General features: G+C 73.5%; 18 protein-coding genes. 3 read left to right on the top strand and 15 right to left on the bottom strand.

Annotated features, from left to right (window positions below; genetic code table 11):
* Positions 1 to 215: 215 nt before the first annotated feature.
* The 9 genes from KUM42_RS06820 to KUM42_RS06860 all read right to left on the bottom strand — a co-directional run bounded on the left by KUM42_RS06820 (position 216) and on the right by KUM42_RS06860 (position 10,257).
* Positions 216 to 1,298, bottom strand: a complete 1,083-nt coding sequence (locus KUM42_RS06820) for an adenosine deaminase (protein WP_237496036.1) — start codon at positions 1,296 to 1,298, stop codon at positions 216 to 218.
* Between the two features lie 47 nt (positions 1,299 to 1,345).
* Complete coding sequence (locus tag KUM42_RS06825; protein ID WP_237496037.1) at positions 1,346 to 2,161, bottom strand: ABC transporter permease; 816 nt, start codon at positions 2,159 to 2,161, stop codon at positions 1,346 to 1,348.
* Complete coding sequence (locus KUM42_RS06830; RefSeq protein ID WP_237496038.1) at positions 2,158 to 3,060, bottom strand: ABC transporter ATP-binding protein; 903 nt, start codon at positions 3,058 to 3,060, stop codon at positions 2,158 to 2,160. The genes KUM42_RS06825 and KUM42_RS06830 overlap by 4 nt, the downstream gene beginning before the upstream one ends.
* Positions 3,061 to 3,145: 85 nt before the next feature.
* Positions 3,146 to 4,429, bottom strand: a complete 1,284-nt coding sequence (locus KUM42_RS06835) for a thymidine phosphorylase (RefSeq protein ID WP_237496039.1) — start codon at positions 4,427 to 4,429, stop codon at positions 3,146 to 3,148.
* Positions 4,426 to 4,845: a cytidine deaminase gene (locus KUM42_RS06840; RefSeq protein ID WP_255557557.1), complete on the bottom strand. Its 420-nt coding sequence runs from the start codon at positions 4,843 to 4,845 to the stop codon at positions 4,426 to 4,428. The genes KUM42_RS06835 and KUM42_RS06840 overlap by 4 nt, the downstream gene beginning before the upstream one ends.
* Complete coding sequence (locus KUM42_RS06845; protein WP_237496040.1) at positions 4,845 to 6,122, bottom strand: ABC transporter permease; 1,278 nt, start codon at positions 6,120 to 6,122, stop codon at positions 4,845 to 4,847. Before KUM42_RS06845 ends, KUM42_RS06840 begins: the two co-directional genes overlap by 1 nt.
* A 79-nt stretch (positions 6,123 to 6,201) precedes the next feature.
* The gene (locus tag KUM42_RS06850; protein WP_237496041.1) at positions 6,202 to 7,452 is read right to left on the bottom strand and encodes an ABC transporter permease; all 1,251 of its coding nucleotides are present in this window, start codon (positions 7,450 to 7,452) and stop codon (positions 6,202 to 6,204) included.
* Positions 7,449 to 8,975, bottom strand: a complete 1,527-nt coding sequence (locus KUM42_RS06855) for an ABC transporter ATP-binding protein (protein ID WP_237496042.1) — start codon at positions 8,973 to 8,975, stop codon at positions 7,449 to 7,451. Before KUM42_RS06855 ends, KUM42_RS06850 begins: the two co-directional genes overlap by 4 nt.
* A 190-nt stretch (positions 8,976 to 9,165) precedes the next feature.
* Complete coding sequence (locus KUM42_RS06860; RefSeq protein WP_237496043.1) at positions 9,166 to 10,257, bottom strand: BMP family protein; 1,092 nt, start codon at positions 10,255 to 10,257, stop codon at positions 9,166 to 9,168.
* Between the two features lie 303 nt (positions 10,258 to 10,560).
* Here KUM42_RS06860 and KUM42_RS06865 point away from each other — a divergent pair, with 303 nt between their 5' ends.
* On the top strand, positions 10,561 to 11,883 hold the full coding sequence (locus KUM42_RS06865) for a D-alanyl-D-alanine carboxypeptidase family protein (protein WP_237496044.1): 1,323 nt from the start codon (positions 10,561 to 10,563) through the stop codon (positions 11,881 to 11,883).
* Here KUM42_RS06865 and KUM42_RS06870 read toward each other — a convergent pair.
* The 4 genes from KUM42_RS06870 to KUM42_RS06885 are packed head-to-tail and all read right to left on the bottom strand — an operon-like array spanning position 11,825 to position 15,202.
* A complete protein-coding gene (locus KUM42_RS06870) occupies positions 11,825 to 12,928 on the bottom strand; it encodes a YihY/virulence factor BrkB family protein (RefSeq protein ID WP_237496045.1) in 1,104 nt (367 codons plus the stop codon). The genes KUM42_RS06865 and KUM42_RS06870 overlap by 59 nt on opposite strands.
* A 49-nt stretch (positions 12,929 to 12,977) precedes the next feature.
* Positions 12,978 to 13,568, bottom strand: a complete 591-nt coding sequence (locus tag KUM42_RS06875; protein ID WP_237496046.1) for a 2'-5' RNA ligase family protein — start codon at positions 13,566 to 13,568, stop codon at positions 12,978 to 12,980.
* Positions 13,565 to 14,590, bottom strand: a complete 1,026-nt coding sequence (gene trpS / locus KUM42_RS06880) for a tryptophan--tRNA ligase (RefSeq protein WP_370629342.1) — start codon at positions 14,588 to 14,590, stop codon at positions 13,565 to 13,567. Before trpS ends, KUM42_RS06875 begins: the two co-directional genes overlap by 4 nt.
* Positions 14,591 to 14,617: 27 nt before the next feature.
* Positions 14,618 to 15,202 carry an aminotransferase class I/II-fold pyridoxal phosphate-dependent enzyme gene (locus KUM42_RS06885; protein ID WP_255557577.1) on the bottom strand — a complete coding sequence of 195 codons (585 nt, stop codon included), beginning with the start codon at positions 15,200 to 15,202 and terminating at the stop codon, positions 14,618 to 14,620.
* Positions 15,203 to 15,904: 702 nt separating this feature from the next.
* Between KUM42_RS06885 and galE the strand changes: the two genes are divergently transcribed.
* Entirely contained in the window at positions 15,905 to 16,858 is a 954-nt protein-coding gene (galE, locus tag KUM42_RS06890) for a UDP-glucose 4-epimerase GalE (RefSeq protein WP_237496049.1), read from the top strand.
* Between the two features lie 36 nt (positions 16,859 to 16,894).
* Here the strand turns inward: galE and KUM42_RS06895 are convergent, their stop codons facing one another.
* Positions 16,895 to 18,220, bottom strand: coding sequence for a hemolysin family protein (locus KUM42_RS06895; protein WP_237496050.1), 1,326 nt, complete (start codon positions 18,218 to 18,220; stop codon positions 16,895 to 16,897).
* Between the two features lie 666 nt (positions 18,221 to 18,886).
* On the opposite strand from KUM42_RS06895, the gene KUM42_RS06900 reads away from it, so the two are divergent.
* On the top strand, positions 18,887 to 19,243 hold the full coding sequence (locus KUM42_RS06900; RefSeq protein WP_237496051.1) for a CAP domain-containing protein: 357 nt from the start codon (positions 18,887 to 18,889) through the stop codon (positions 19,241 to 19,243).
* 91 nt (positions 19,244 to 19,334) lie between these two features.
* Here KUM42_RS06900 and KUM42_RS06905 read toward each other — a convergent pair whose 3' ends face one another.
* The gene (locus tag KUM42_RS06905; protein WP_237496052.1) at positions 19,335 to 20,213 is read right to left on the bottom strand and encodes an endonuclease domain-containing protein; all 879 of its coding nucleotides are present in this window, start codon (positions 20,211 to 20,213) and stop codon (positions 19,335 to 19,337) included.
* Positions 20,214 to 20,303: the final 90 nt, after the last annotated feature.

Here is a 20,303-nt window from a genome sequence, read left to right on the forward strand (position 1 = left end):
TGATCGCGGCCGTCTTCGTTGACGCGTGATCTGCACGGATGCGCTGTGCCCGGGCAGGACCGCCCGGGAGGATGACCGGCACGCGCCGGCACGATCAGGTTAGCAGCGCCGGGGCCCAGAAGATTCCCGAGCGAGGGTGACGCTGCTCGCCCGGGGTGCGCACCCCCTCGTCCCGGCCTCCCATGGGCCCGGAGCGGTCCCTGCAGGGCGGCAGATCAGCTCGGTCCGCGCAGTGCGTCGAAGCCCGGCCGGAGCACCTCGGTGGTGATCCGCGCACGCGTCGCGTCGTCGGCGAACCCGGCGCGCAGCGCCCGCTCGGCCACGGTCTGGACGTCGTCCCAGCCCCAGCCGAACGTGCTGACGACGTCGGTGAGCTCGCTGGTGACCGACACCCCGCTCATCAGCCGGTTGTCGGTGTTGAGCGTGACGGCGAAGCCGGCGCGGTGCAGCCGGTCGACCGGGTGCTCGGCCAGCGACGGGTAGGCGCCGGTCTGCACGTTCGACGACGGCGCGACCTCGAGGGTGACCTGCTCGTCGCGCACCCGCTCGGCCACCGGGCCCAGCGGTCCGTCGACCGGCACCTGGTCGGCGATCCGGACCCCGTGGCCCAGCCGCTCCGCACGGGCGCCGTCCAGGGCGGCGACGATCGAGCCGATGCCCGCGGCCTCCCCGGCGTGGATCGTGCGGTGGGCATCGGCCCGGTCGAGCACGGCGATCGCCTCGGGGATGCGGTCGGGGAGGAAGCCGTCCTCCGGGCCGGCCAGGTCGAAGCCGACGACGCCCTCACCGCGGCGCCGCACGACCTGCCCGGCGACCTCGACCCAGCGGTCGGCCTGGCGCATGGCGCACAGCAGCGTGCCGACGACGATCGGGTGCCCGGCCGCGGCGGCCTCGCGGCTGCCCTGCGCGTAGCCGTCGAGCATGGCCTCGACGGCCTCGTCCAGGCTCATCCCGCCGGTGGTCAGCAGTTCCGGCGCCATCCGCACCTCGGCGTAGACGACCCCGTCGGCCGCCAGGTCCAGCGCGCACTCCCGGGCCACCCGCTGCACGGCCTCGGGGCGCTGCATGACCCCGACGGTGTGCGCGAACGTCTCCAGGTAGCGCACCAGCGACCCGGAGTCGGCCGACTCGCGGAACCAGCGGCCCAGCGCCTCGGGCTCGTCGGCCGGGAGGTCCCGGTACCCGGCCTCCTCGGCCAGCTCCAGGACCGTCTGCGGCCGCAGCCCGCCGTCCAGGTGGTCGTGCAGCAGCACCTTGGGCGCGCGGGCGAGGGTCTCGGCGGTCAGCGGGAGTGCCATGCCGGAACCGTACTGACCCCCTCGGGACCGGCGCGGCGACGGGCGGGTCAGTCCTGGCCGCGGTCCTGCCAGCGGAACGTGCGCACGCACAGCACCAGGCCCACGACGCACCAGATGCCCAGCACCAGCGCGACCCGGCCCAGCTCGAAGGAGCCGGCCGGCTCCCGGGCGGCCAGCGCGTCGGGCAGGAACACCGACCGCAGCCCCTGCGCCATCCACTTGAGCGGGAACAGCGAGGCGATCGTCTGCAGCCAGGTGGGCACCTGGTCGAAGGGCAGGAACACCCCGGAGATGAACTCGAGCACCAGCGCGATCGGGGTGACCGTCGCCGAGGCCGAGCGGCTGTTGCGGGCCAGCGTGGAGACGGTGATGCCCAGCAGGGTGCAGGCCGCCGCACCCAGCACCGCCACCCAGGCAAAGGTGAGCCAGTCCCTGCCGGTGGGCAGGTCGATGCCGTACACGAGCACGCCGATGAGCAGCAGGACCACGATGGTCGCGACGGCGACCGCGAGCACCTGCACGACCTTGCCGATGAAGTACGCGCTCTTGGGCATCGGCGTCCCGGACAGGCTCTTCAGCGTGCCGTCGGAGCGCTCCCCGGCGATGTGGATCGCCATGTTCTGCAGGCTGGCGCCGAAGATGCCGACGGCGATGACCCCGGCCATGAAGTACTGCGGGAAGTCGACGCCCGAGCCCAGGTCGTAGTCGAGGATCGCGCCGAGGGCCAGCAGCAGGATGACCGGGAAGAACAGCGTGAAGACGACGGACTCACGCTGGCGGAAGAACTCCTTGAGCTCCACCCCCGACCGGGTCCGGACGACGCTGAGCAGCGAGGGCAGCGGGCGGTGCTCGGTGGTGGTCATGCAGGGTCGCCGATCATGCGCAGGTAGACGTCCTCGAGGGTGGGGCGGGCGACGGCCAGGTCGGGCACCTCGCCGGGGAACCGGGCGGCCAGCCCGGCGACGAACGCGGTCGGGGTGTCCGTCTCCGCCGTCCGGCGGACGCCGTCCTCGGTCCAGTGCACGACCGCCGGCGCCTGCCCGCGGCCACCGAGCTCGGCCGGGACGGCGACCTCGACCAGCCGGCCGCGGGTGATGACCCCGACCCGGTCGGCCAGCTCCTCGGCCTCGTCCAGGTAGTGGGTGGTGAGCAGCATCGTCGTCCCGAGCTCGCGCAGGGAGTGGATCAGCGACCAGAACTGCCGGCGCGCCTCGGGGTCGAAGCCGGTGGTCGGCTCGTCCAGGAACAGCAGCCGCGGGCGGCCCACGATGCCGAGTGCGACGTCGAGCCGGCGGCGCTGGCCACCGGACAGCGTGCGGCCCCGGGAGCCGGCCTTGTCGCTCAGCCCGACCAGCTCGAGCACCTCGGCCGGGTCGCGCGGGTCGGGGAAGTAGGCGGCCTGGGCGCGCAGCAGCTCCAGGCAGCTCAGCTGGCTGTCACCGGCGCCGGACTGCAGCACGATGCCGATGTCGGACCGCCACTGCCGCCCACCGGTGGCCGGGTCGACGCCCAGCACCCGCACCTCGCCGCCGTCGCGCCGGCGGTGGCCCTCCAGGATCTCCACGGTGGTGGTCTTGCCGGCGCCGTTGGGACCCAGCAGCGCGAAGATCTCCCCGCGCCGGATGTCGAGGTCCACGCCGTCCACGGCGTTGCGGTCGCCGTACCGGCGGACCAGGCCGCGGACCGAGATCGCGGCGTCCGGGTCCAGGGGCGTGGACGGGTGCACCGCGCCGGCAACGGTCGCAGCGGGCGTTCGGGTCACGAGCCGAGAGTGTCCTCCCCGCATCTGTGTGAGCTGCGTCGGGTGGAGTGGATCCGTCGGCGTCACGCCGACGGGTCCACTCCACTCACGCGGTGATGCGGTCCAGGACCAGGGGCAGAGGGACGTCGTCGGTGTCGACGCCGATCGCGCCCTCGAGTGCCTCCAGGGCGCGGGCGATGCGGGCCGGGTCGTCGGTCTGCAGCTCCAGCAGCGGCTGCCCGGCGGTCACCTGCTCCCCCACCCCGGCGGTCCAGACGACGCCGGCCGCGGCCGACACCGGGTCCTCCTTGCGGGCCCGGCCTGCGCCGAGGCGCCAGGCGGCCACGCCGAGGGCATAGGCGTCCAGCTTCGTGAGCGTGCCGGTGGCCGGGGCGGTGACCACGTGCCGCTCGGCCGGCTGCGGCAGCGGTGCGTCGGGGTCGCCGCCCTGGGCGCTGATCATCTGCCGCCACACGTCCATGGCCCGGCCGTCGGCGAGGGCGTCGGCGGGGTCGACGTCGGTGCGCCCCACCCCGGCCAGCATCTCCCGGGCCAGCGCCAGGGTGAGCTCGACGACGTCGGCCGGGCCACCGCCGGCCAGCACCTCCAGCGACTCGGCCACCTCGACGGCGTTGCCCGCGCTGCGGCCCAGCGGGCGGTCCATCGCGGTGACCAGGGCGACGGTGCGCACCCCGGCCGCCTCACCGAGACCGACCATCGTGCGGGCCAGGGTGCGGGCGTCGTCCGCGTCGCGCATGAAGGCACCGGAGCCGGTCTTCACGTCCAGCACCAGTGCGTCGGCGCCCTCGGCGATCTTCTTGCTCATGATCGAGCTGGCGATCAGCGGGATCGACTCGACCGTCCCGGTGACGTCGCGCAGCGCGTAGAGCAGCTTGTCGGCCGGGGCCAGGTCGTTGCCGGCGGCGCAGATGACCGCGCCCACCTGGCGCAGCTGCTCGAGGTAGGCCTCCTCGTGCACGTCGGCGCGCCAGCCGCTGATGGCCTCCAGCTTGTCCAGCGTGCCGCCGGTGTGGCCCAGCCCGCGGCCGGACAGCTGCGGCACCGCCACGCCGCAGGCGGCCACGAGCGGTGCCAGCGGCAGGGTGATCTTGTCGCCGACGCCGCCGGTGGAGTGCTTGTCCGCGGTCGGGCGGCCCAGGGAGGAGAGGTCCTTGCGGACGCCGGAGTCGATCATCGCCTGGGTCCACACGGCGAGCTCGTCGGCGCTCATGCCGCGGAAGAACACCGCCATGAGCAGCGCGCTCATCTGCTCGTCGGGCACCTGATGGTGCGTGTAGGCACCGATCACCCAGCGGATCTGGTCCGCGCTCATCCCCGCGCCGTCCCGCTTGGCCCGGATGACGTCGATGGCGTCGAAGGGGGCGGTCATGCGCGCTGCCCCCGGTCGGCCGCGGCGACCAGGTCCTCGGGGCCGAAGGCGTCGGGCAGCACCTGGCTCATCGGCACGATCCCCAGGGAGACCGTCTCCAGCAGCATGTCGCGGCCGCCGTGCTCCCACAGCAGCTGCCGGCACCGGCCGCAGGGCATCAGCGGCTGGCCGTCCCCGCCGACGCAGGCCACCGCGACCAGCCGGCCCCCGCCGCTGCGGGCCAGGTCGGAGACCATGCCGCACTCGGCGCACAGACCCAGCCCGTACGAGGCGTTCTCCACGTTGCAGCCGGTGACCACGCGGCCGTCGTCGACCAGCCCGGCCACGCCCACGGGGAACTGCGAGTACGGCGCGTAGGCGTGGGCCATCGCGTCGCGGGCGGCGCCGCGGAGGGCGTCCCAGTCGATGTCGGGCACTAGTGCTCTCCTCGTCGGTACACGAGCCCGTCGGCCTTCGGCATCCGTAGTCGCTGGGAGGCCAGCGACAGCACCAGCAGCGTGATCAGGTGCGGGGTGAAGGAGACCAGGCCCTCGGGCAGCTCGTCGATGGTCAGGTAACCGACCAGTGCGGCCACCGCGAACACCGCGGCGACCACGGCCTGGGTGACCTTGCGGCGGGTGGCCTGCCAGATCGCCACGCCCAGCAGCAGGACGGCGATGAGCAGGAACAGCGCCACGACCGCGGTGCGGCTGCGCAGCTGCAGGGCGTCGGAGAAGCCGAACAGCCCGGCGCCCATGGCCAGCCCGCCCGGCCGCCAGTTGCCGAAGATCAACGCGGCGAGGCCGATGAACCCGCGGCCGCCGGTCTGGCCCTCGCGGTAGATCGTGGCGATGAAGACCAGGAAGACACCGCCCAGGCCGGCCAGCGCGCCGGAGATGACCACGGCGATGTACTTGAGCCGGTAGACGGGCACGCCGAGGGAGTCGGCCGCCGCCGGGTTCTCCCCGCACGAGCGCAGCCGCAGCCCGAAGGCCGTGCGCCACAGCAGCAGGTAGACCAGCGGCACGAGCAGGACGGCCAGCACGGTGAGCACCCCGACGCCGCTGGTGAACCCGCGCAGCAGCCCGGCGAGGTCGGACAGCAGGAACCAGTGCTTGTTCTCCAGGTCACCCAGCAGGTCCGGTCCCGACGACAGCACCGGCAGCGAGAAGCTCGGTGGCGATGACGACAGCGACGGCGACTGCGTGACGCCACCGCCGGCGGGGTTGTCGGTGTAGACGAGCTCGGAGAGGAAGCGGACGACGCCGTCGGCGAGGATGTTGATCGCCACACCGGACACGACGTGGTCGACACCGAAGGTCACCGTGGCGATCGCGTGCAGCAGGCCGCCGGCCGCGCCGAAGACGGCCCCGCCGATCAGCGCACCGCCCCAGCCCCACTGGTAGCCGGCGTAGCCGGCACCCCAGGTGCCCAGCACCATCATGCCCTCGAGGCCGATGTTGACCACGCCCGCGCGCTCGGAGAACAGCCCGCCCAGCGCGACCAGCACCAGCGGGACGGCGAGCAGCAGCGCGGCGGAGAACGTCGAGGACGACGTGAGCGCCTGCTCCCCGGAGATCACCCGCACCGCGGAGACCAGCACGACCAGCCCGACCAGCAGGTAGGCCAGCTTGCGCGAGCGCGACCCGCCGAACACCCGGTCGGTCAGCGTGCCGCGGCTCTGGGCCGCCGGCGTCTTCATCGCAGTGCTCATCGCTCGACTCCGGTCTCGTTCCGCTCCTCGGTCGCTGGCGCTCCCTGCGATGCTCGCTCGACCGTCGTCCTCGGGACGCTCATGCCCCTGCTCCCTCACGGTGGTCGCTGCGGCCACCCTCGCCGGTGACGGTGCGCAGGCCTGCGCCGGTGGCCGAGCCCGGGCCGTCGTCCGGCGGGGGGCCGCCGTCGGGACCCTGGCCGCCGCCGGTGCTGCCGTCACCGGTGCTCGGCGAGCTGACCGCGTTGCCGCGCTCGGCCGAGCGGCGGGTGAGCCGGCGGGAGACCTCGTTGGCCACGACGACCGACAGCACGATCGTGCCCTGGATGATCGTGACGACCGAGGCCGGGATGTCGGCGAACTGCAGCGGGATCGCCGCCCGGTCCAGGAAGCCGAACAGCAGCGCGCCGAGCGCGATGCCGATCGGTGAGTTGCGGCCCAGCAGGGCCACCGCGATGCCCAGGAAGCCCAGGCCGGCGGTGAACTCGGTGCCGTAGTTGTGCTGGTCGCCCAGCAGGTCGGGCAGGCCGATCAGCCCGGCGATGGCCCCGGAGATGAGCATCGTCTTGATGACCATGCCGCGGGCGTCGACACCGCTGGCGGTGGCCGCCGAGGGCGACAGGCCGCTGGCCCGCAGGTCGAAGCCGAAGCGGGTGCGCTTGATCAGCACCGACACCACGACGCCCACCACGATCGCGACGAGCAGGAAGCCGTAGAGCTCGGTGCGGGGCTGGGCCAGGCCCAGGACCCGCAGCAGGCCGTTCAGGCCGGGGAACCAGCCGGACTCGGGGATCTCGGCGGTCGTGACGATCTGGGCGCCCGGGGGGCTGCCCCGCAGCGGGCCGGTGAGCAGGAAGGAGGCGATGCCGAGCGCGATGAAGTTCAGCATGATCGAGCTGATCACCTCGCTGACGCCGCGGGTCACCTTGAGCACCGCGACGATGCCGGCCCAGATCGCGCCCACCGCCATCGCGACCACGATGATCAGCAGCACGTGCAGCGGGCCGGGCAGCGCGACCGCGGCACCCACCGCGGCGGCCAGGATCGTGGCGAGCCGGTACTGGCCCTCCACGCCGATGTTGAACAGGCCCATCCGGAACGCCACCGACACGGCGAGGCCGGCCAGGAACAGCGGCACGGCCCGGTTGAGGACCACCACGATGGCCTGCGTCTGCTGCGCGGGGGTGTCGCCGAAGTCGAACATGACCCGGACGGCGTCGAACGGGTTCTCCCCGATCAGCCGGATGACGACGCCGGAGATGACCAGGGCGACCACGATGGCCAGCACCGGCGCGAACAGCGACAGGCCGACCCGGCGGAGGACGGTCATGCCGCACCCGCCGTCGAGCCGGCGCCGGTCATGTGGGAACCGAGCTCCTCCGGTGTGAGCGAGGCCGGGTCCAGCGTGGCGACCAGCGCCCCGCGGAGCATGACGTGCAGCGTGTCCGACAGGCCGATCAGCTCGTCGAGGTCCGCCGAGACCAGCACGATCCCCATCCCCTCTGCGCGGGCGTCCTTGAGCAGTTCCCAGATGACCGACTGGGCGCCGACGTCGACGCCACGGGTCGGGTGGGCGGCGATGAGCAGCCGCGGTGCGGCGCTCATCTCCCGCCCGACGATCAGCTTCTGCTGGTTGCCACCGGACAGCGCGATCGCCGCGGTGTCCGGGCTCGGGGCCCGGACGTCGTACTCGCGCATGATCCGGGCGGTGTCGGCGCGGGCGCCCTTGCGGTCGATGAACGCGCCCTTGACCGCCGGCGGGCGGGTCTGGTGGCCGAGGATGCGGTTCTCCCACAGCGGCGCGTCCAGCAGCATGCCCTGGCGGTGCCGGTCCTCGGGGATGAAGCCCAGGCCCTGCTCGCGGCGGCGGCGGGTCGTCCAGGCGGCGATGTCGTCGGAGCCCAGCACGATGCTGCCGGCGGCCAGCGGGCGCAGGCCCATGACCGCGTCGACGAGCTCGGCCTGGCCGTTGCCCTCGACGCCGGCGATGCCGACCACCTCGCCCTCGCGGACGGTGAGCGAGACGTCGTCCACCAGCGCCCGGCCGCCGGGGGCGGCCACCGTCACCCCGCGCAGCTGCAGCACCGGGACGTCGCGGACGGTCGAGGTGCGGGTCTGCGGGGTGGGCAGCTCAGCGCCCACCATCAGCTCGGCCAGCTGCTTGGCCGACGTGGTCGCGGGGTCGGCGGTGCCCACGGTGGTGCCGCGGCGGATGACGGTGATGGAGTCGGCGACCTTGCGGACCTCGTCGAGCTTGTGCGAGATGAAGATGACCGTGAGGCCCTCGCGCTTGAGCTCGGCGAGGTTGCCGAACAGCTCGTCGACCTCCTGCGGGACCAGGACGGCGGTGGGCTCGTCCAGGATCAGCGTCTTCGCGCCCCGGTAGAGGACCTTGGCGATCTCCACGCGCTGGCGGTCGCCGACGCCGAGGTCCTCGACCAGGGTGTCGGGGTCCAGGCCGAGGGAGTACCGGTCGGAGATGTCGCGGATGCGGTGCCGCGCCTTCTCCCCGATCCCGTGCGCCTTCTCCGCGCCCAGGACGACGTTCTCCAGCACGGTCAGGTTGTCGGCGAGCATGAAGTGCTGGTGCACCATGCCGATCCCGGCGGTGATGGCGTCGGCCGGGCTGCGGAAGGTGACCGGGCGGCCGTCGACGAGGATCTCGCCCTCGTCGGGGCGGTGCATGCCGTAGAGGGTCTTCATCAGCGTCGACTTGCCGGCGCCGTTCTCCCCCACGATGGCGTGCACCTCACCGCGGGCCACCCGCAGCTCGATGTCCTTGTTGGCCACCACACCGGGGAAGCGCTTGGTGATGCCGCGCAGCTCGACCGCGAGCGGTGCCGACTCGTTCAACAGGATCTCCAGGGTGCCGGGGTGGACGCGGGACCAGAGGTGGGCGCGGGAGACGGGGACAGGACGTCCTCCGGCCGCAGGCGGGCCGGACGTGGTCCGACGCGCAGACGGTACACACGGAAAACGGCGGGCCCGGTGGCGTGTGCCGCCACCGGAACCCGCCGCGTCCGCAGCGCTGCGTGCGAGTCGATCAGGGAGCCGTGGGGACCTTGATCGCGCCGGACTTGATCTGGTCGGCGTAGTCGTCGATCTGCGGCTTGATGTCGTCGATGAAGCCACCGCTGTAGGACAGGCCCACACCGTCGGTCGACAGGTCGTTGACGACGTCGGCGCCGCCCTTGGCCTTGCCCTCGCTGAAGTCGGTGATGAAGCCCTGGACGGCGTTGTCGACCCGCTTCAGCATCGAGGTGATGATGACGGCCTTCTGCGCCGGGTCGTCGACCGTCTGGTACTGGTCGGAGTCGACGCCGATGGCCTTCTTGCCCGAGGCGGCAGCGGCGGTGAAGACACCGCCACCGGAGGCACCGGCGGCGTGGTAGACCACGTCGGCGCCGGAGTCGAAGATGCCCTGGGCCACGATCTGGCCGCGCGCGGGGTCGGAGAACCCGGAGAAGTCACCGGCCGGGGAGATGTACTTGACGTCGACGGTGATGCCCGGCTTGGCGGCCTCGGCACCGGCGGCGAAGCCGGCCTGGAAGGTCTGGATCAGCGGGGTCTCGACGCCGCCGACGAAGCCCACGTGGTTCGCCTCGGACTTCAGGGCCGCGGCCGCGCCGGCCAGGAACGACCCCTGCTCCGAGGCGAACTGCAGGCCGGTGACGTTGCCGGCGCCCAGCGGCTTGCCGTCGGCGTCCAGGCCGCTGGAGTCGACGATCGCGAACGTGGTGTCCGGGAAGTCGCTGGCGATGTCGCTGATGATGTCGCCGTAGGCGAACCCGACCGCGATGACCGGGTTGAAGCCCTGCTCGGCCAGCTGCGAGAGCAGCTCGGGCCGGTTGGAGGCGTCCTCGTTGGGGGTGAGCTCGCGCAGGTCGCCGCCGAGCTCCTTGACCGCGTTCTCGACGCCCAGGTAGGCGGAGTCGTTGAACGAGTTGTCGCCGCGGCCGCCGGTGTCGTAGGCCAGGCCGACCTTGAGGTCACCGCTCGCGCTGCTCCCGGCGGCGCCGCCGGCGCTGCCGCTGCTGGCGGTCCCGCCGCTGGTCTCGTCACTGGCACAGGCCGACAGGGCCATGCCACCGGCCAGCAGCAGTGCTGCGGCCTTGATCCCACGCGCTCGGCGCAAGACGTTCTCCTTCTCTCGGTGGGCCCGTCCGACGGTCGTCGGCCGCGCCCCGGTGCGGTGGATCGTGCTGTCCCCCGCCGTCCGGCGCCGCTGATCGAGCGGCGCGCCCTGGCGACGGCGACCCAGGCACGCTAACTGCGGGCCCAGCCCAGATGACCCCCCGGAGAACGGATAGAGACCCGATCGTTGCCAACGGGCAACACCGCACACACAGGAGGCCCGGGTTCGTGAGACGGCGCCCACACCCTGCAGGCGGACCGGTCCGTCCGGGCCGTCCCGGGCGTGGCGGGTTAGCGTCCGGTCATGCGTCCGCTCCCGCCCCTGCGCCGGCCGACCGCCGTGCTGCTCGTGGCCGGGGCCGTGCTCCTCGGCGCCGCCGGCCCTGCCGCGGCCGACACCGCGCGGCCGGCGGTCGACCCCTCGGCCCCCACCCCGACCTCGCCCTTCCCCGGTCCGCCGCCGCAGGGGTCGGCCCCTGACGGCAGCACCGTCGGCGGTCCCCGCCTGGCCACCCGCGACATGGTGACCGTGGACGGCGCCCCGGCGGTGCCCGAGGGCATCGACGCCCGCGGCTGGCTGGTGGCCGACGCCACCACCGGGGAGGTGCTCGGCGCCCGCGACCCGCACGGCCGGTACTACCCGGCCAGCACGCTGAAGACGCTGACGCTGCTCACCCTGGCCCCCCGGCTCGACCACGCGCAGGAGGTCGAGGGCACCGTCGAGGACGAGGCGATCGAGGGCAGCCGGGTGGGGCTGGTGAGCGGCGGCCGGTACTCGGTCGACCTGCTGTTCCGGGCGCTGGTGATGCAGTCGGGCAACGACGCGGCCAACGCCCTGGCCCGCACGGCCGGCGGGGTGCCCGCCACGCTGGCCGCGATGAACAGCACGGCGTCCGCGCTGGGCGCCTTCGACACCGTCGCCGGGACGCCGTCCGGGCTCGACGTCGCCGGCCAGTCGTCCTCGCCCTACGACCTGGCCCTCATCATGCGGCGACTGGTCGAGGACCCCTACACCCGCGACGTGCTGCAGACCCGGGTCGCCGACATCCCCGGCGTCCCCGGTGGCGCCACGGGCTACCAGATCCAGAACCAGGACAGCCTGCTCGCCGACTACCCCGGCACGCTGGGCGGCAAGACCGGGTTCACCGACGCCGCCCGGCACACCTTCGTCGCCGCGGCCGAGCGCGACGGCCGCCGGCTGGTGGTGAGCCTGATGCAGGCCGAGCGCCGTCCGGTGCCCGAGCTGGAGCAGGCGCGGCGGCTGCTGGACTGGGGCTTCGCCACCCCGGCCGGCGCGTCGGGGGTGGGCCGGCTGGTCGACCCGGCCGAGGCCGCCACGCTCACCGATCCCCCGACGCCCACGCCGTCGCCCACCTCGGCGGCGCCGGCCACCACCGCCGCACCGGCCGCGCCCCAGGTCGCGAGCCCGCCCGTCCCGCCGGCGGCCGGCGAGAACCCGCTGGTGCCGGTCGGACTGGGCGCCGGTGCCCTGGTGGTCGTGGCCGCCACGCTGCTGGGACGGCGCCGTGCCCGGCGCCCGGTGCCGGCCGGCGACAGCGGCGCCGCGGTCAGGCGTCCTCCGTCGGACGACCGCTCCCGGCCGCCCGCCGGGCCCACGAGCGGCTGACCAGCCGGCTGACCAGCGCCCCCGCCGCGGCGCCGACCCCGAGCAGCCCCAGCGCCAGCCGCACCGGCGAGGGGCCGGGACCGCGCTCGTCGACGAGGGCCACCTCCGGCAGCGGGGTGGGCCCGGCCGGCCCGTGCGGGACGAGGGTGTGCGCGTGCTCGATGGAGCGGATCGTCGCCGTCCACGAGGCGGTGTAGAAGGCGAACCGGGCGACCACGTTGATCCACACCACCAGCCCGACGAAGCTGCCCAGCGTCTGCGCGGTGACGTTCTGCCCGATCCGGCCCAGGTACCAGTTGCCCACCAGCTTGAGCACCTCGAACCCGACCGCGCCGAACACCGCCCCCGGGAGCAGCTGGCGGACGCCGAACGGGTTGCCGGGCACGCCCTTGAGCACCCACAGGAACACCAGGGTGTCGCCGATCAGCGCCAGCCCGATGGCCAGGGCGCCGGTGAGCAGGAAGGCGCCGGGTCGCTCGGCGAGGCCGAGTGCGTCCAGCACCCGCGCGGACGCCGCCGTCGCCGCGGTGGTCAGCGCGATGCTCAGCGCACCGGCCGCACCCAGCCCGAGCAGGGCACCGAGGTCCTTCAGCCGGTCGCCGAGGAAGTCCGGCGGGTCGGGACGGCCGCGCCACACGACGTCCATGCCGACCCGCAGCTTGTCCATCGCGCCCAGCCCGACGAGCAGGAAGCCGGCCAGGCCGACCACCCCGAAGGTGCCGGCGGCATCGACCGCGCCGTTGACCTGCTCGGCGAGCTGGCGGCCGGTGTCTCCGGGGACGGCGTCCCGGATGCCGCGCACCAGCTGGTCCTCCAGCAGCGGGTCGCCGCGCAGGACGAACCCGGCGACCGCGGCGACCAGCAGCACGACCGGGAAGAGCGCCAGGAAGACGTAGTAGGTGACCCCGGCGGCCAGGACGTCGCCCTGCGCCCGGTTGTAGTGCCCGCCGGCGTGCACCAGGTGGTCCAGCCACGGACGGCGGTCGCGCTGGCGCCGCAGCAGCGCCCGGCCGGCGCCCACCACCCGGCCGACGGGGTTGCTCACCGGGCCGCGCCCCGGGGGTGCGGTGCGGGCCCGGGCGGCGTCGGCCGGGTCAGCGGGGCGTGCCGGTGAGGCGGTACTCGGCGGCCACGGCCCACGTGCCGTCGGGCAGCTGCTCGAACTCGGTGAACGTCTCCACCCGGAACTCCGCGTGCAGGTCGGCCAGCCCGGCCGAGGCCATGTCGAGCATCTCGGTCGGGACGTCGTGGGCCACGGTGACGTGCGGGTGGTACGGGAAGCTCAGCGACCGGGTCAGCGGACCGGAGCGGACGGCGCCGGCGAGCAGCTCGCAGTCGACCCCGCCGCGGGCGACGGTGAGGAACACGACCTCGGAGACCGGCCGGAACGTGCCGGTGCCCGACAGGTGGATGTCGAAGGGCGGGTGGGTCGCCGCGACCTGCTCCAGGTGCATGCGGATGGCCGGGCGGTCACCGATCGGGACCTCGGTCGGCGGCAGCAGCGTGACGTGCGGGGGCACCAGGCTGGCCTGCGGGTCACCGCACCTGCCGCGCCACTCGACCATCAGCTGGGCCCACGGCTCGGGCAGCGCCACGACCACGCCGAGCACGGAGGTGCCCGCCGAGATGGCGGTGCCCGGCCGGTGCACGAAGGTGTCGTCCGCGCGCAACGGTCGTCCGGTCACCGTGGCGCACCGCCCAGCGGCGAAAGGAAGCCGACCCGCTCGTAGACGGTGGCCAGCGTCGGGGCGGCGACCTCGCGGGCCCGGGCCGCGCCCGCGGCCAGCACCCGCTCTAGCTCGGCGGTGTCGGCCATCAGCTCGGCGGTGCGCTGCTGCACCGGCGTCAGCGCCTCGGTGACGACCTCGGCGACCTCCTTCTTGAGGTCGCCGTAGCCGGAGCCGGCGAAGTGCGCCTCGAGCTCGGCGACGCTCTGCCCGGAGAAGGCCGAGTGGATGGTGAGCAGGTTGGTGACGCCGGGCTTGCCGACCGGGTCGGCGACGACCTCGCGGCCGGTGTCGGTGACCGCCGAGCGGATCCGCTTCGCCGTCGTCCTCGCGTCGTCGAGCAGGTTGATGCAGCCGGCCTCGGGCAGGCTCTTGCTCATCTTCTTGTCCGGCGACTGCAGGTCCAGCACCTTCGCCGTCCCCTGCGGGATGTAGGGCTCGGGCATGGTGAACGTGGGGCCGTACCGGCTGTTGAAGCGGGTGGCCAGGTCGCGGGTCAGCTCCAGGTGCTGGCGCTGGTCCTCACCCACCGGCACCTGCTGGGCCTGGTACAGCAGGATGTCGGCGGCCTGCAGGACCGGGTAGGTGAACAGACCGACCGACGTCGGCCCGGCGCCCTCGCGGGTGCTCTTGTCCTTGAACTGGGTCATCCGGCTGGCCTCGCCGAACCCGGTGAGGCACTGCATCACCCAGCCGAGCTGGGCGTGCTCGGGCACGTGGCTCTGCACGAACAGCGCGCTGCGGTCGGGGTCGACACCCAGGGCCAGCAGCTGCGCCGCCGACAGGAGCGTGCGCCGGCGCAGCACCGCCGGGTCCTGCTCGACGGTGATCGCGTGCAGGTCCACGACGCAGTAGAAGGCCTCGTGGTCGTCCTGCAGCGCCACCCACTGCCGCAGCGCGCCCAGGAGGTTGCCGAGGTGGAAGGAGTCAGCGGTCGGCTGGATGCCGGACAGCACGCGGGGAGCAGGCACGTCCTCCATCGAACCACGCGCCCCAGCAGTCACCGGTCAGGCTCCGGGGACGCCGGCCGCAGCGCTGGTCAGGACGTCGTCCAGCGCGCCGAGGAAGACGTCGTCCTCGCTCCTGCTGCCCACGGTGACGCGCAGCCCCTCGCCGGGGAACGGCCGGGTGATGACCGCGCGGGCCTCCAGGGCGGCGGCGACCTCCACGGTGCGCTCGCCCAGCGGCAGCCACACGAAGTTGGCCTGGCTGTCGGCGACGGCCAGGCCGCGCTCGCGCAGTGCCGCGGTGAGCCGGGTGCGCTCGGTGGTGACCGAGGCGACGCGCTCGCGCACCTCGTCCTCGCTGGCCAGGGCGGCGACCGCGGCGGCCTGCGCCAGCGTCGAGACGCTGAAGGGCACCAGGGTGCGGCGGACGGCGTCGGCGACCGCCGGGTCCTCGGCCAGCAGGTAGCCCACCCGCAGCCCCGCCAGCCCCCACGCCTTGGAGAAGGTGCGCAGCACGGCGACGTTGGGGCGCCCGCGCATCAGCTCCACGCCGTCGGGGACGTCGGGGTCGGTGACGAACTCGCGGTAGGCCTCGTCCAGCACGACCAGGGTGTCGGCGGGGACGGTGTCCAGGAACGTCTCCAGCTCCTCTCTTCTCCCCCTCCTACCTTATTTTAATTACTTTATTCCTCCTTCCCCCCTGCCTTTTTCACACTACTACCTCTTCTTTCCCCTCTCTTTCTTTCTCCTTTTTCTTCCTACTCTCCCTTTCTTTCCTTTCCCATCTTCACCATCTTTATCTTCACCTTCTACTTTCCCTCATTTTACTCACTTTCTCTCACCTCATTATAATTCTCTACTAATCCTTCCTTCTCATTCTTAACTTTAACGCCCTCTTTTCAACTATCCACCCCTCCCCCTCTCGCTCCAGCGCCTTCCCTATCCTTCTCCTCCCCCCTCCCTTCTCCCATTTCAGAAAGATTTATACCCCAGATCTCTGTGTCACACTGCGCCCGCTGTCTTTCTCCCCCCCTTTCCTTATATTTACTTCTCTATTATTACCCCCTTTCTCCTCTCCGCCTTTTTCCTTATTTCTCTCTTTTCTTCGTTTTGTGTGATGTGTGTGTGATAGAGAGTTTCTTGTGTGTGTTGTTTACTCGCACTCCGCGCCACACTCGCACTCTCACACGCACGCTTGACTCTCACGTATCGCGGGCCAGGTCGGCGGCGTTGCGGCCGGGCCGGTAGGCCGGCATGGCGGCCACGGCGGGACGTGCGCTGACCACGGGGCTCCTCCTGAGCGCGGTGTGGCCGCATCCCGGGCGGGGCGCTGTCTAGGCTCGCACCATGCGCGTTCTCGTCACCGGCGGAGCCGGGTACATCGGCAGCGTAGTCACCGCTGCCCTGCTGGACGGCGGCCACGAGGTCACCGTCCTCGACGACCTGTCCACCGGGCACGCCGACGCCGTCCCGGACGGTGCGCGCTTCGTGCAGGCCTCGCTGTTCGACTCCGCCCCCGTGCTGGCCGAGGTGCGTCCCGAGGCGGTGCTGCACTTCGCGGCCAAGAGCCTCGTCGGGGAGAGCCAGGTCGCCCCGGAGCTGTACTGGCAGAACAACGTCGCCGGGTCGCTGGCGCTGCTGGAGGCCATGCGCGCGGCCGACTGCCGGCGGATCGTCTTCTCCTCCACCGCCGCCACCTACGGCGAGCCCGAGGAGGTGCCGATCCTCGAGACCGCGCCGACCCGGCCGACCAACACCTACGGCGCCAGCAAGCTCGCCGTCGACGCGATGCTGACCTCCTACGCCACGGCCTACGACTTCGCCGCGGTGAGCCTGCGGTACTTCAACGTCGGCGGCGCGGCCTACGGCGTCGGCGAGCGGCACGCCACCGAGACCCACCTGATCCCGATCGCCCTGCAGGTCGCCGCCGGCACCCGCGAGTCACTGACCGTCTACGGGTCCGACTACCCGACGCCCGACGGCACCTGCATCCGCGACTACGTGCACGTCAAGGACCTCGCCGCCGCGCACCTGCTCGCCCTGCCCGCCCCCGCGGCCGGCGAGCACCGCATCTACAACCTGGGCAGCGGCACCGGGTTCTCGGTGCAGGAGATGGTCGACGCCGTCCGCACCGTCACCGGGCACGCCCTGCCGGTGGTCGTGGGCGACCGCCGCGCCGGTGACCCGGCCCGGCTGGTGGCCAGCTCGGCCAAGATCCACGCCGACCTCGGCTGGGCACCCGTGCACACCGACCTGACCGAGATCGTCGCCGACGCCTGGTCGTTCGTGCAGTCCCGCTGACGGCCCTGCCGCCCGGGGTGCGCCCGGGCGGCGGGACTAGCCGGCCGTGACCTCGCTGTCGGCGTCCTCGTCGGCGGGCTGCGGGGCGGCACCGACCGAGATCCGGGCGATCCGTCGTCCGTCGAGCTCCAGGACGGTGAGCGTGCGGCCCTCGACCGTGGCGACGTCCCCGACCAGCGGCAGCCGGCCGAGCTGGGCGAGCACGAAGCCGGCGACCGTCTCGTAGGGCCCCTCGGGCAGCTGCACGCCGGTGGCCTCGGCGAAGTCGTCGAGGTTGAGCAGGCCGTCGACCTCGTGCGGGCCCTCGGCGGGCTCGTCGCTGTCGGTCGTGACATCGGAGTCGTACTCGTCGTAGATGTCGCCGATGACCTCCTCGATGAGGTCCTCCAGCGTCACGATGCCGTCGGTGCCGCCGTACTCGTCGACCACGATCGCGAAGTGCTGGTTCTCCCGGCGCATCCCCGACAGCGCGGTGAGCACCGGCGCGGTGCCGGGCAGCCGCTTCACCTCGCGCGCGAGGTCGCCCACGGTCGCCGCGCGACCGGCCGCGTGGGTGGGCAGGAAGAGGTCGCGCACGTGCACGAAGCCGACGACGTCGTCCTCGCTGCGCCCGGCGACCGGGTAGCGCGACCAGCTGGAGTCGGCGACCTGCTTGGCGGCCCGGCTCGCCGTCATCGAGGCGTCCAGGAAGTGGACCTCGGTGCGCGGGGTCATCACCTCGCGCACCTCGCGGTCGCCGGCCCGGAACACCTCGTCGATCAGCCGGCGCTCGTCACTCGACAGCGACTCGTGGGCGGCGACCAGGTCGCGCAGCTCCTCCTGGCTGATGGACTCACCGCTGGCCTTGGGGTCGCCGCCGAGCAGCCGCACCAGCAGGTCGGTGGAACGCGACAGCAGCCAGATGACCGGGCGGAAGAGCTTGGCGATCGCGTTGAGCGGGGCAGCGACGACGAGTGAGAACCCCTCGGCGCGCTGCAGCGCCAGCCGCTTGGGGGTCAGCTCGCCGACCACCAGCGACAGGTAGCTGATCGCGATGGTGACCAGCACGAAGGCCAGCGGGTCGGCCAGGCCGGGTCCCACGCCGCGGCCGGCGAGGAAGGACGCCAGCGGGGTGGACAGCGTGCTGGCACCGAACGCGGCGGAGAAGAACCCGGCCAGCGTGACGCCGACCTGCACGGCGGCGAGGAACTGGTTGGGGTCACCGAGCAGCTTGTTGAGGGCCTGCCCGCGGCGGCCGGTCTCGGCCAGTGCGCGGACCTGGGACTCCCGCAGCGACACCAGTGCGATCTCGGCGCCCGAGAAGGCGCCGCCGACCAGCACGAAGCCGAAGACCATGATGATGTTGAGCCAGACGTCGCTCACGAGCGGCGTGCTCCTCCAGAGGTGGGGTGTGCCGGGAACGCCCCGGAACGGTCCACGGTAGTGGCTGCACCGGCACGTGGTCCTCCCCCGCCGACGGCACCGGCCCACCCGGGTGTCCCGCCGCCTCCCCCCGCGGGCCCGCCCACCCGCCTAGCCTCGCCCGGTACCCGACCGACCCGAGCCGAGGACGACGCCCGTGCGCACACCGCTGACCGCGCTCCCCCGGCGGGTCTGGCTGCCCGTGCTCGTCGCCCTGGCGGTGGCGGCCGTGGCGCTGGGCGTCCTGCTCACCGGCCGGGACGACGCGGTCCCACGCGCGGCGGCCGCCTCCTCGTCCGCGGCCGTGCCGGTGGCGCCCAGCCCCACCGCGAGCCCGGTGCTGTCGCCGTCGCCGACCCCTGTCCCGACGCCGGTCCCCGCGCCGTCGCCGGTCCCTGCGCCGTCGCCGTCCGTCGTCCCGCCCGTGCCCGTCCCGCCGTCCTCGGCCGCGCCGAGCCGGTCGACGACCGCGCCTCGGCCGTCGCCCGCGGCACCGGCCCCGCGGAGCACCACGCGGGCTCCCGCGCCCAGCAGCTCTCCCCCGCCCCCGGCGCCCGCTCCGCCCCCGGCGCCTGCCCCCGCGCCCGCGCCGGCACCCGCTCCTGCCGCGCCCGGCCCGAGGGGCAGGTGCTGGCGCTGGTCAACGCCGAGCGCGCGGCGGCCGGCTGCAGTGCGGTCAGCGCGGACGGCGGGCTGGCCGGGGTGGCCCGGGCGCACAGCGCCGACATGCGCGACCGCCGCTACTTCTCCCACGCCGACCCGGAGGGCCGGTCGCCCTTCGACCGCGCCCGGGAGGCCGGGGTGGGCAACGCCCGCGCGGAGAACATCGCCCAGGGTCAGCCGGACGCCGACGCGGTCGTGCGGGCGTGGATGGGCAGCCCCGGCCACCGGCAGAACGTCCTGAACTGCGACTACCGCACGATGGGCCTGGGCGTGGCCACCGGCGCCGGCGGCCCCTGGTGGACCCAGCTCTTCGGCGTCTGACCCGGTGATCACCCCGGGCTGGTGGTGGTCACCAGCCGCCCGTGACCACCACCAGCCCGGGATGATCACGCCAGGCGCCGGTCCGGGGTGGTCACGCCAGCTCGGCTCGGAGCAGGCGCAGGAGCTGGCCGGGCCGGTGCAGATCGGCCGCGGTCACGAAGACGACGCGCCAGCCCGTTGCGGTGAGCCGGTTCAGCCGCTCGCGGTCCCGCCGGAACTGCACCGGATCGGCGTGCCAGAAGCCGTCGTACTCCAGGGCCAGCCGTCGGTCCGGCCACGCGAGGTCCACGCGGGCGACGAACCCGCCGGCGTCCCGCACCTCGAACTGGGCGACCGGGCAGGGCAGGTCGGTGTCCGCCAGCAGCAGCCGCAGCCGGGTCTCCTGCGGGGACTGCGCCAGGCCGTCGGCGCGCGCCACGACCTCGCGGGCGGTGCGGCTCCCCCGGCAACGCGGCAGCCCGGAGACAGCGGCCCGCACGGCCGTCAGCTCGACGACCCGCGCGTCGACCAGCTGGTCCAGGAGCACGACCGCCTCCGGTACCGGTCCGCGGCGGGCCAGGTCGACGGCCGTGCGCACCGGCGCCGTCCAGCGCAGGAAGGGGCCGCGGCCGACCACATCGCCGTCCAGTGACGCCGTCCGCACCCGCACCCCGGGCTGGGGGTCCCAGCGCAGCGACGGCGGCAGCACCACCTCGACCGGGTCGCCGGGGCCTGCGGCGTCGGTCAGACCGTGCAGCACCGCGGCCGTCCGGCCACCGAGCGCGGCACCCCGGGGCATGACCAGGGCGGCTGACCGGGCGTGGAGCCGGTGGGTGTCCGGCTCGGTCGCGTCGGCGTACACGTCCTCCCGCAGCCGGCGCCAGGCGCTGCTGCGCAACTGGGCGCGGGTGAGCACCCCGGTGCGCACCGCCCAGGACCCCCGGAAGACGCGCCCGTGCAGCAGGTCGGGCCGGTACGGCTGTCGGGACACGACGGGCAGCGTGGCCGAGGACGGCGTCCCGGCGCTGCCGCCGTCCACAGACGGTGATCACCTCGGGCTGGTGGCGGTCACGGCCCGCGG

This window comes from Modestobacter sp. L9-4 (assembly GCF_019112525.1).
In the GTDB taxonomy this organism is placed as follows: Bacteria; Actinomycetota; Actinomycetes; order Mycobacteriales; family Geodermatophilaceae; genus Modestobacter.

Bases quoted from the DNA above. Each gene is read 5' to 3' on its own strand.
- KUM42_RS06820 (WP_237496036.1), bottom strand. From the start codon at position 1,298: ATGGCACTCCCGCTGACCGCCGAGACCCTCGCCCGCGCGCCCAAGGTG.
- KUM42_RS06825 (WP_237496037.1), bottom strand. From the start codon at position 2,161: ATGACCACCACCGAGCACCGCCCGCTGCCCTCGCTGCTCAGCGTCGTC.
- KUM42_RS06835 (WP_237496039.1), bottom strand. From the start codon at position 4,429: ATGACCGCCCCCTTCGACGCCATCGACGTCATCCGGGCCAAGCGGGAC.
- KUM42_RS06845 (WP_237496040.1), bottom strand. From the start codon at position 6,122: ATGAGCACTGCGATGAAGACGCCGGCGGCCCAGAGCCGCGGCACGCTG.
- KUM42_RS06850 (WP_237496041.1), bottom strand. From the start codon at position 7,452: ATGACCGTCCTCCGCCGGGTCGGCCTGTCGCTGTTCGCGCCGGTGCTG.
- KUM42_RS06865 (WP_237496044.1), top strand. From the start codon at position 10,561: ATGCGTCCGCTCCCGCCCCTGCGCCGGCCGACCGCCGTGCTGCTCGTG.
- trpS (WP_370629342.1), bottom strand. From the start codon at position 14,590: ATGGAGGACGTGCCTGCTCCCCGCGTGCTGTCCGGCATCCAGCCGACC.
- galE (WP_237496049.1), top strand. From the start codon at position 15,905: ATGCGCGTTCTCGTCACCGGCGGAGCCGGGTACATCGGCAGCGTAGTC.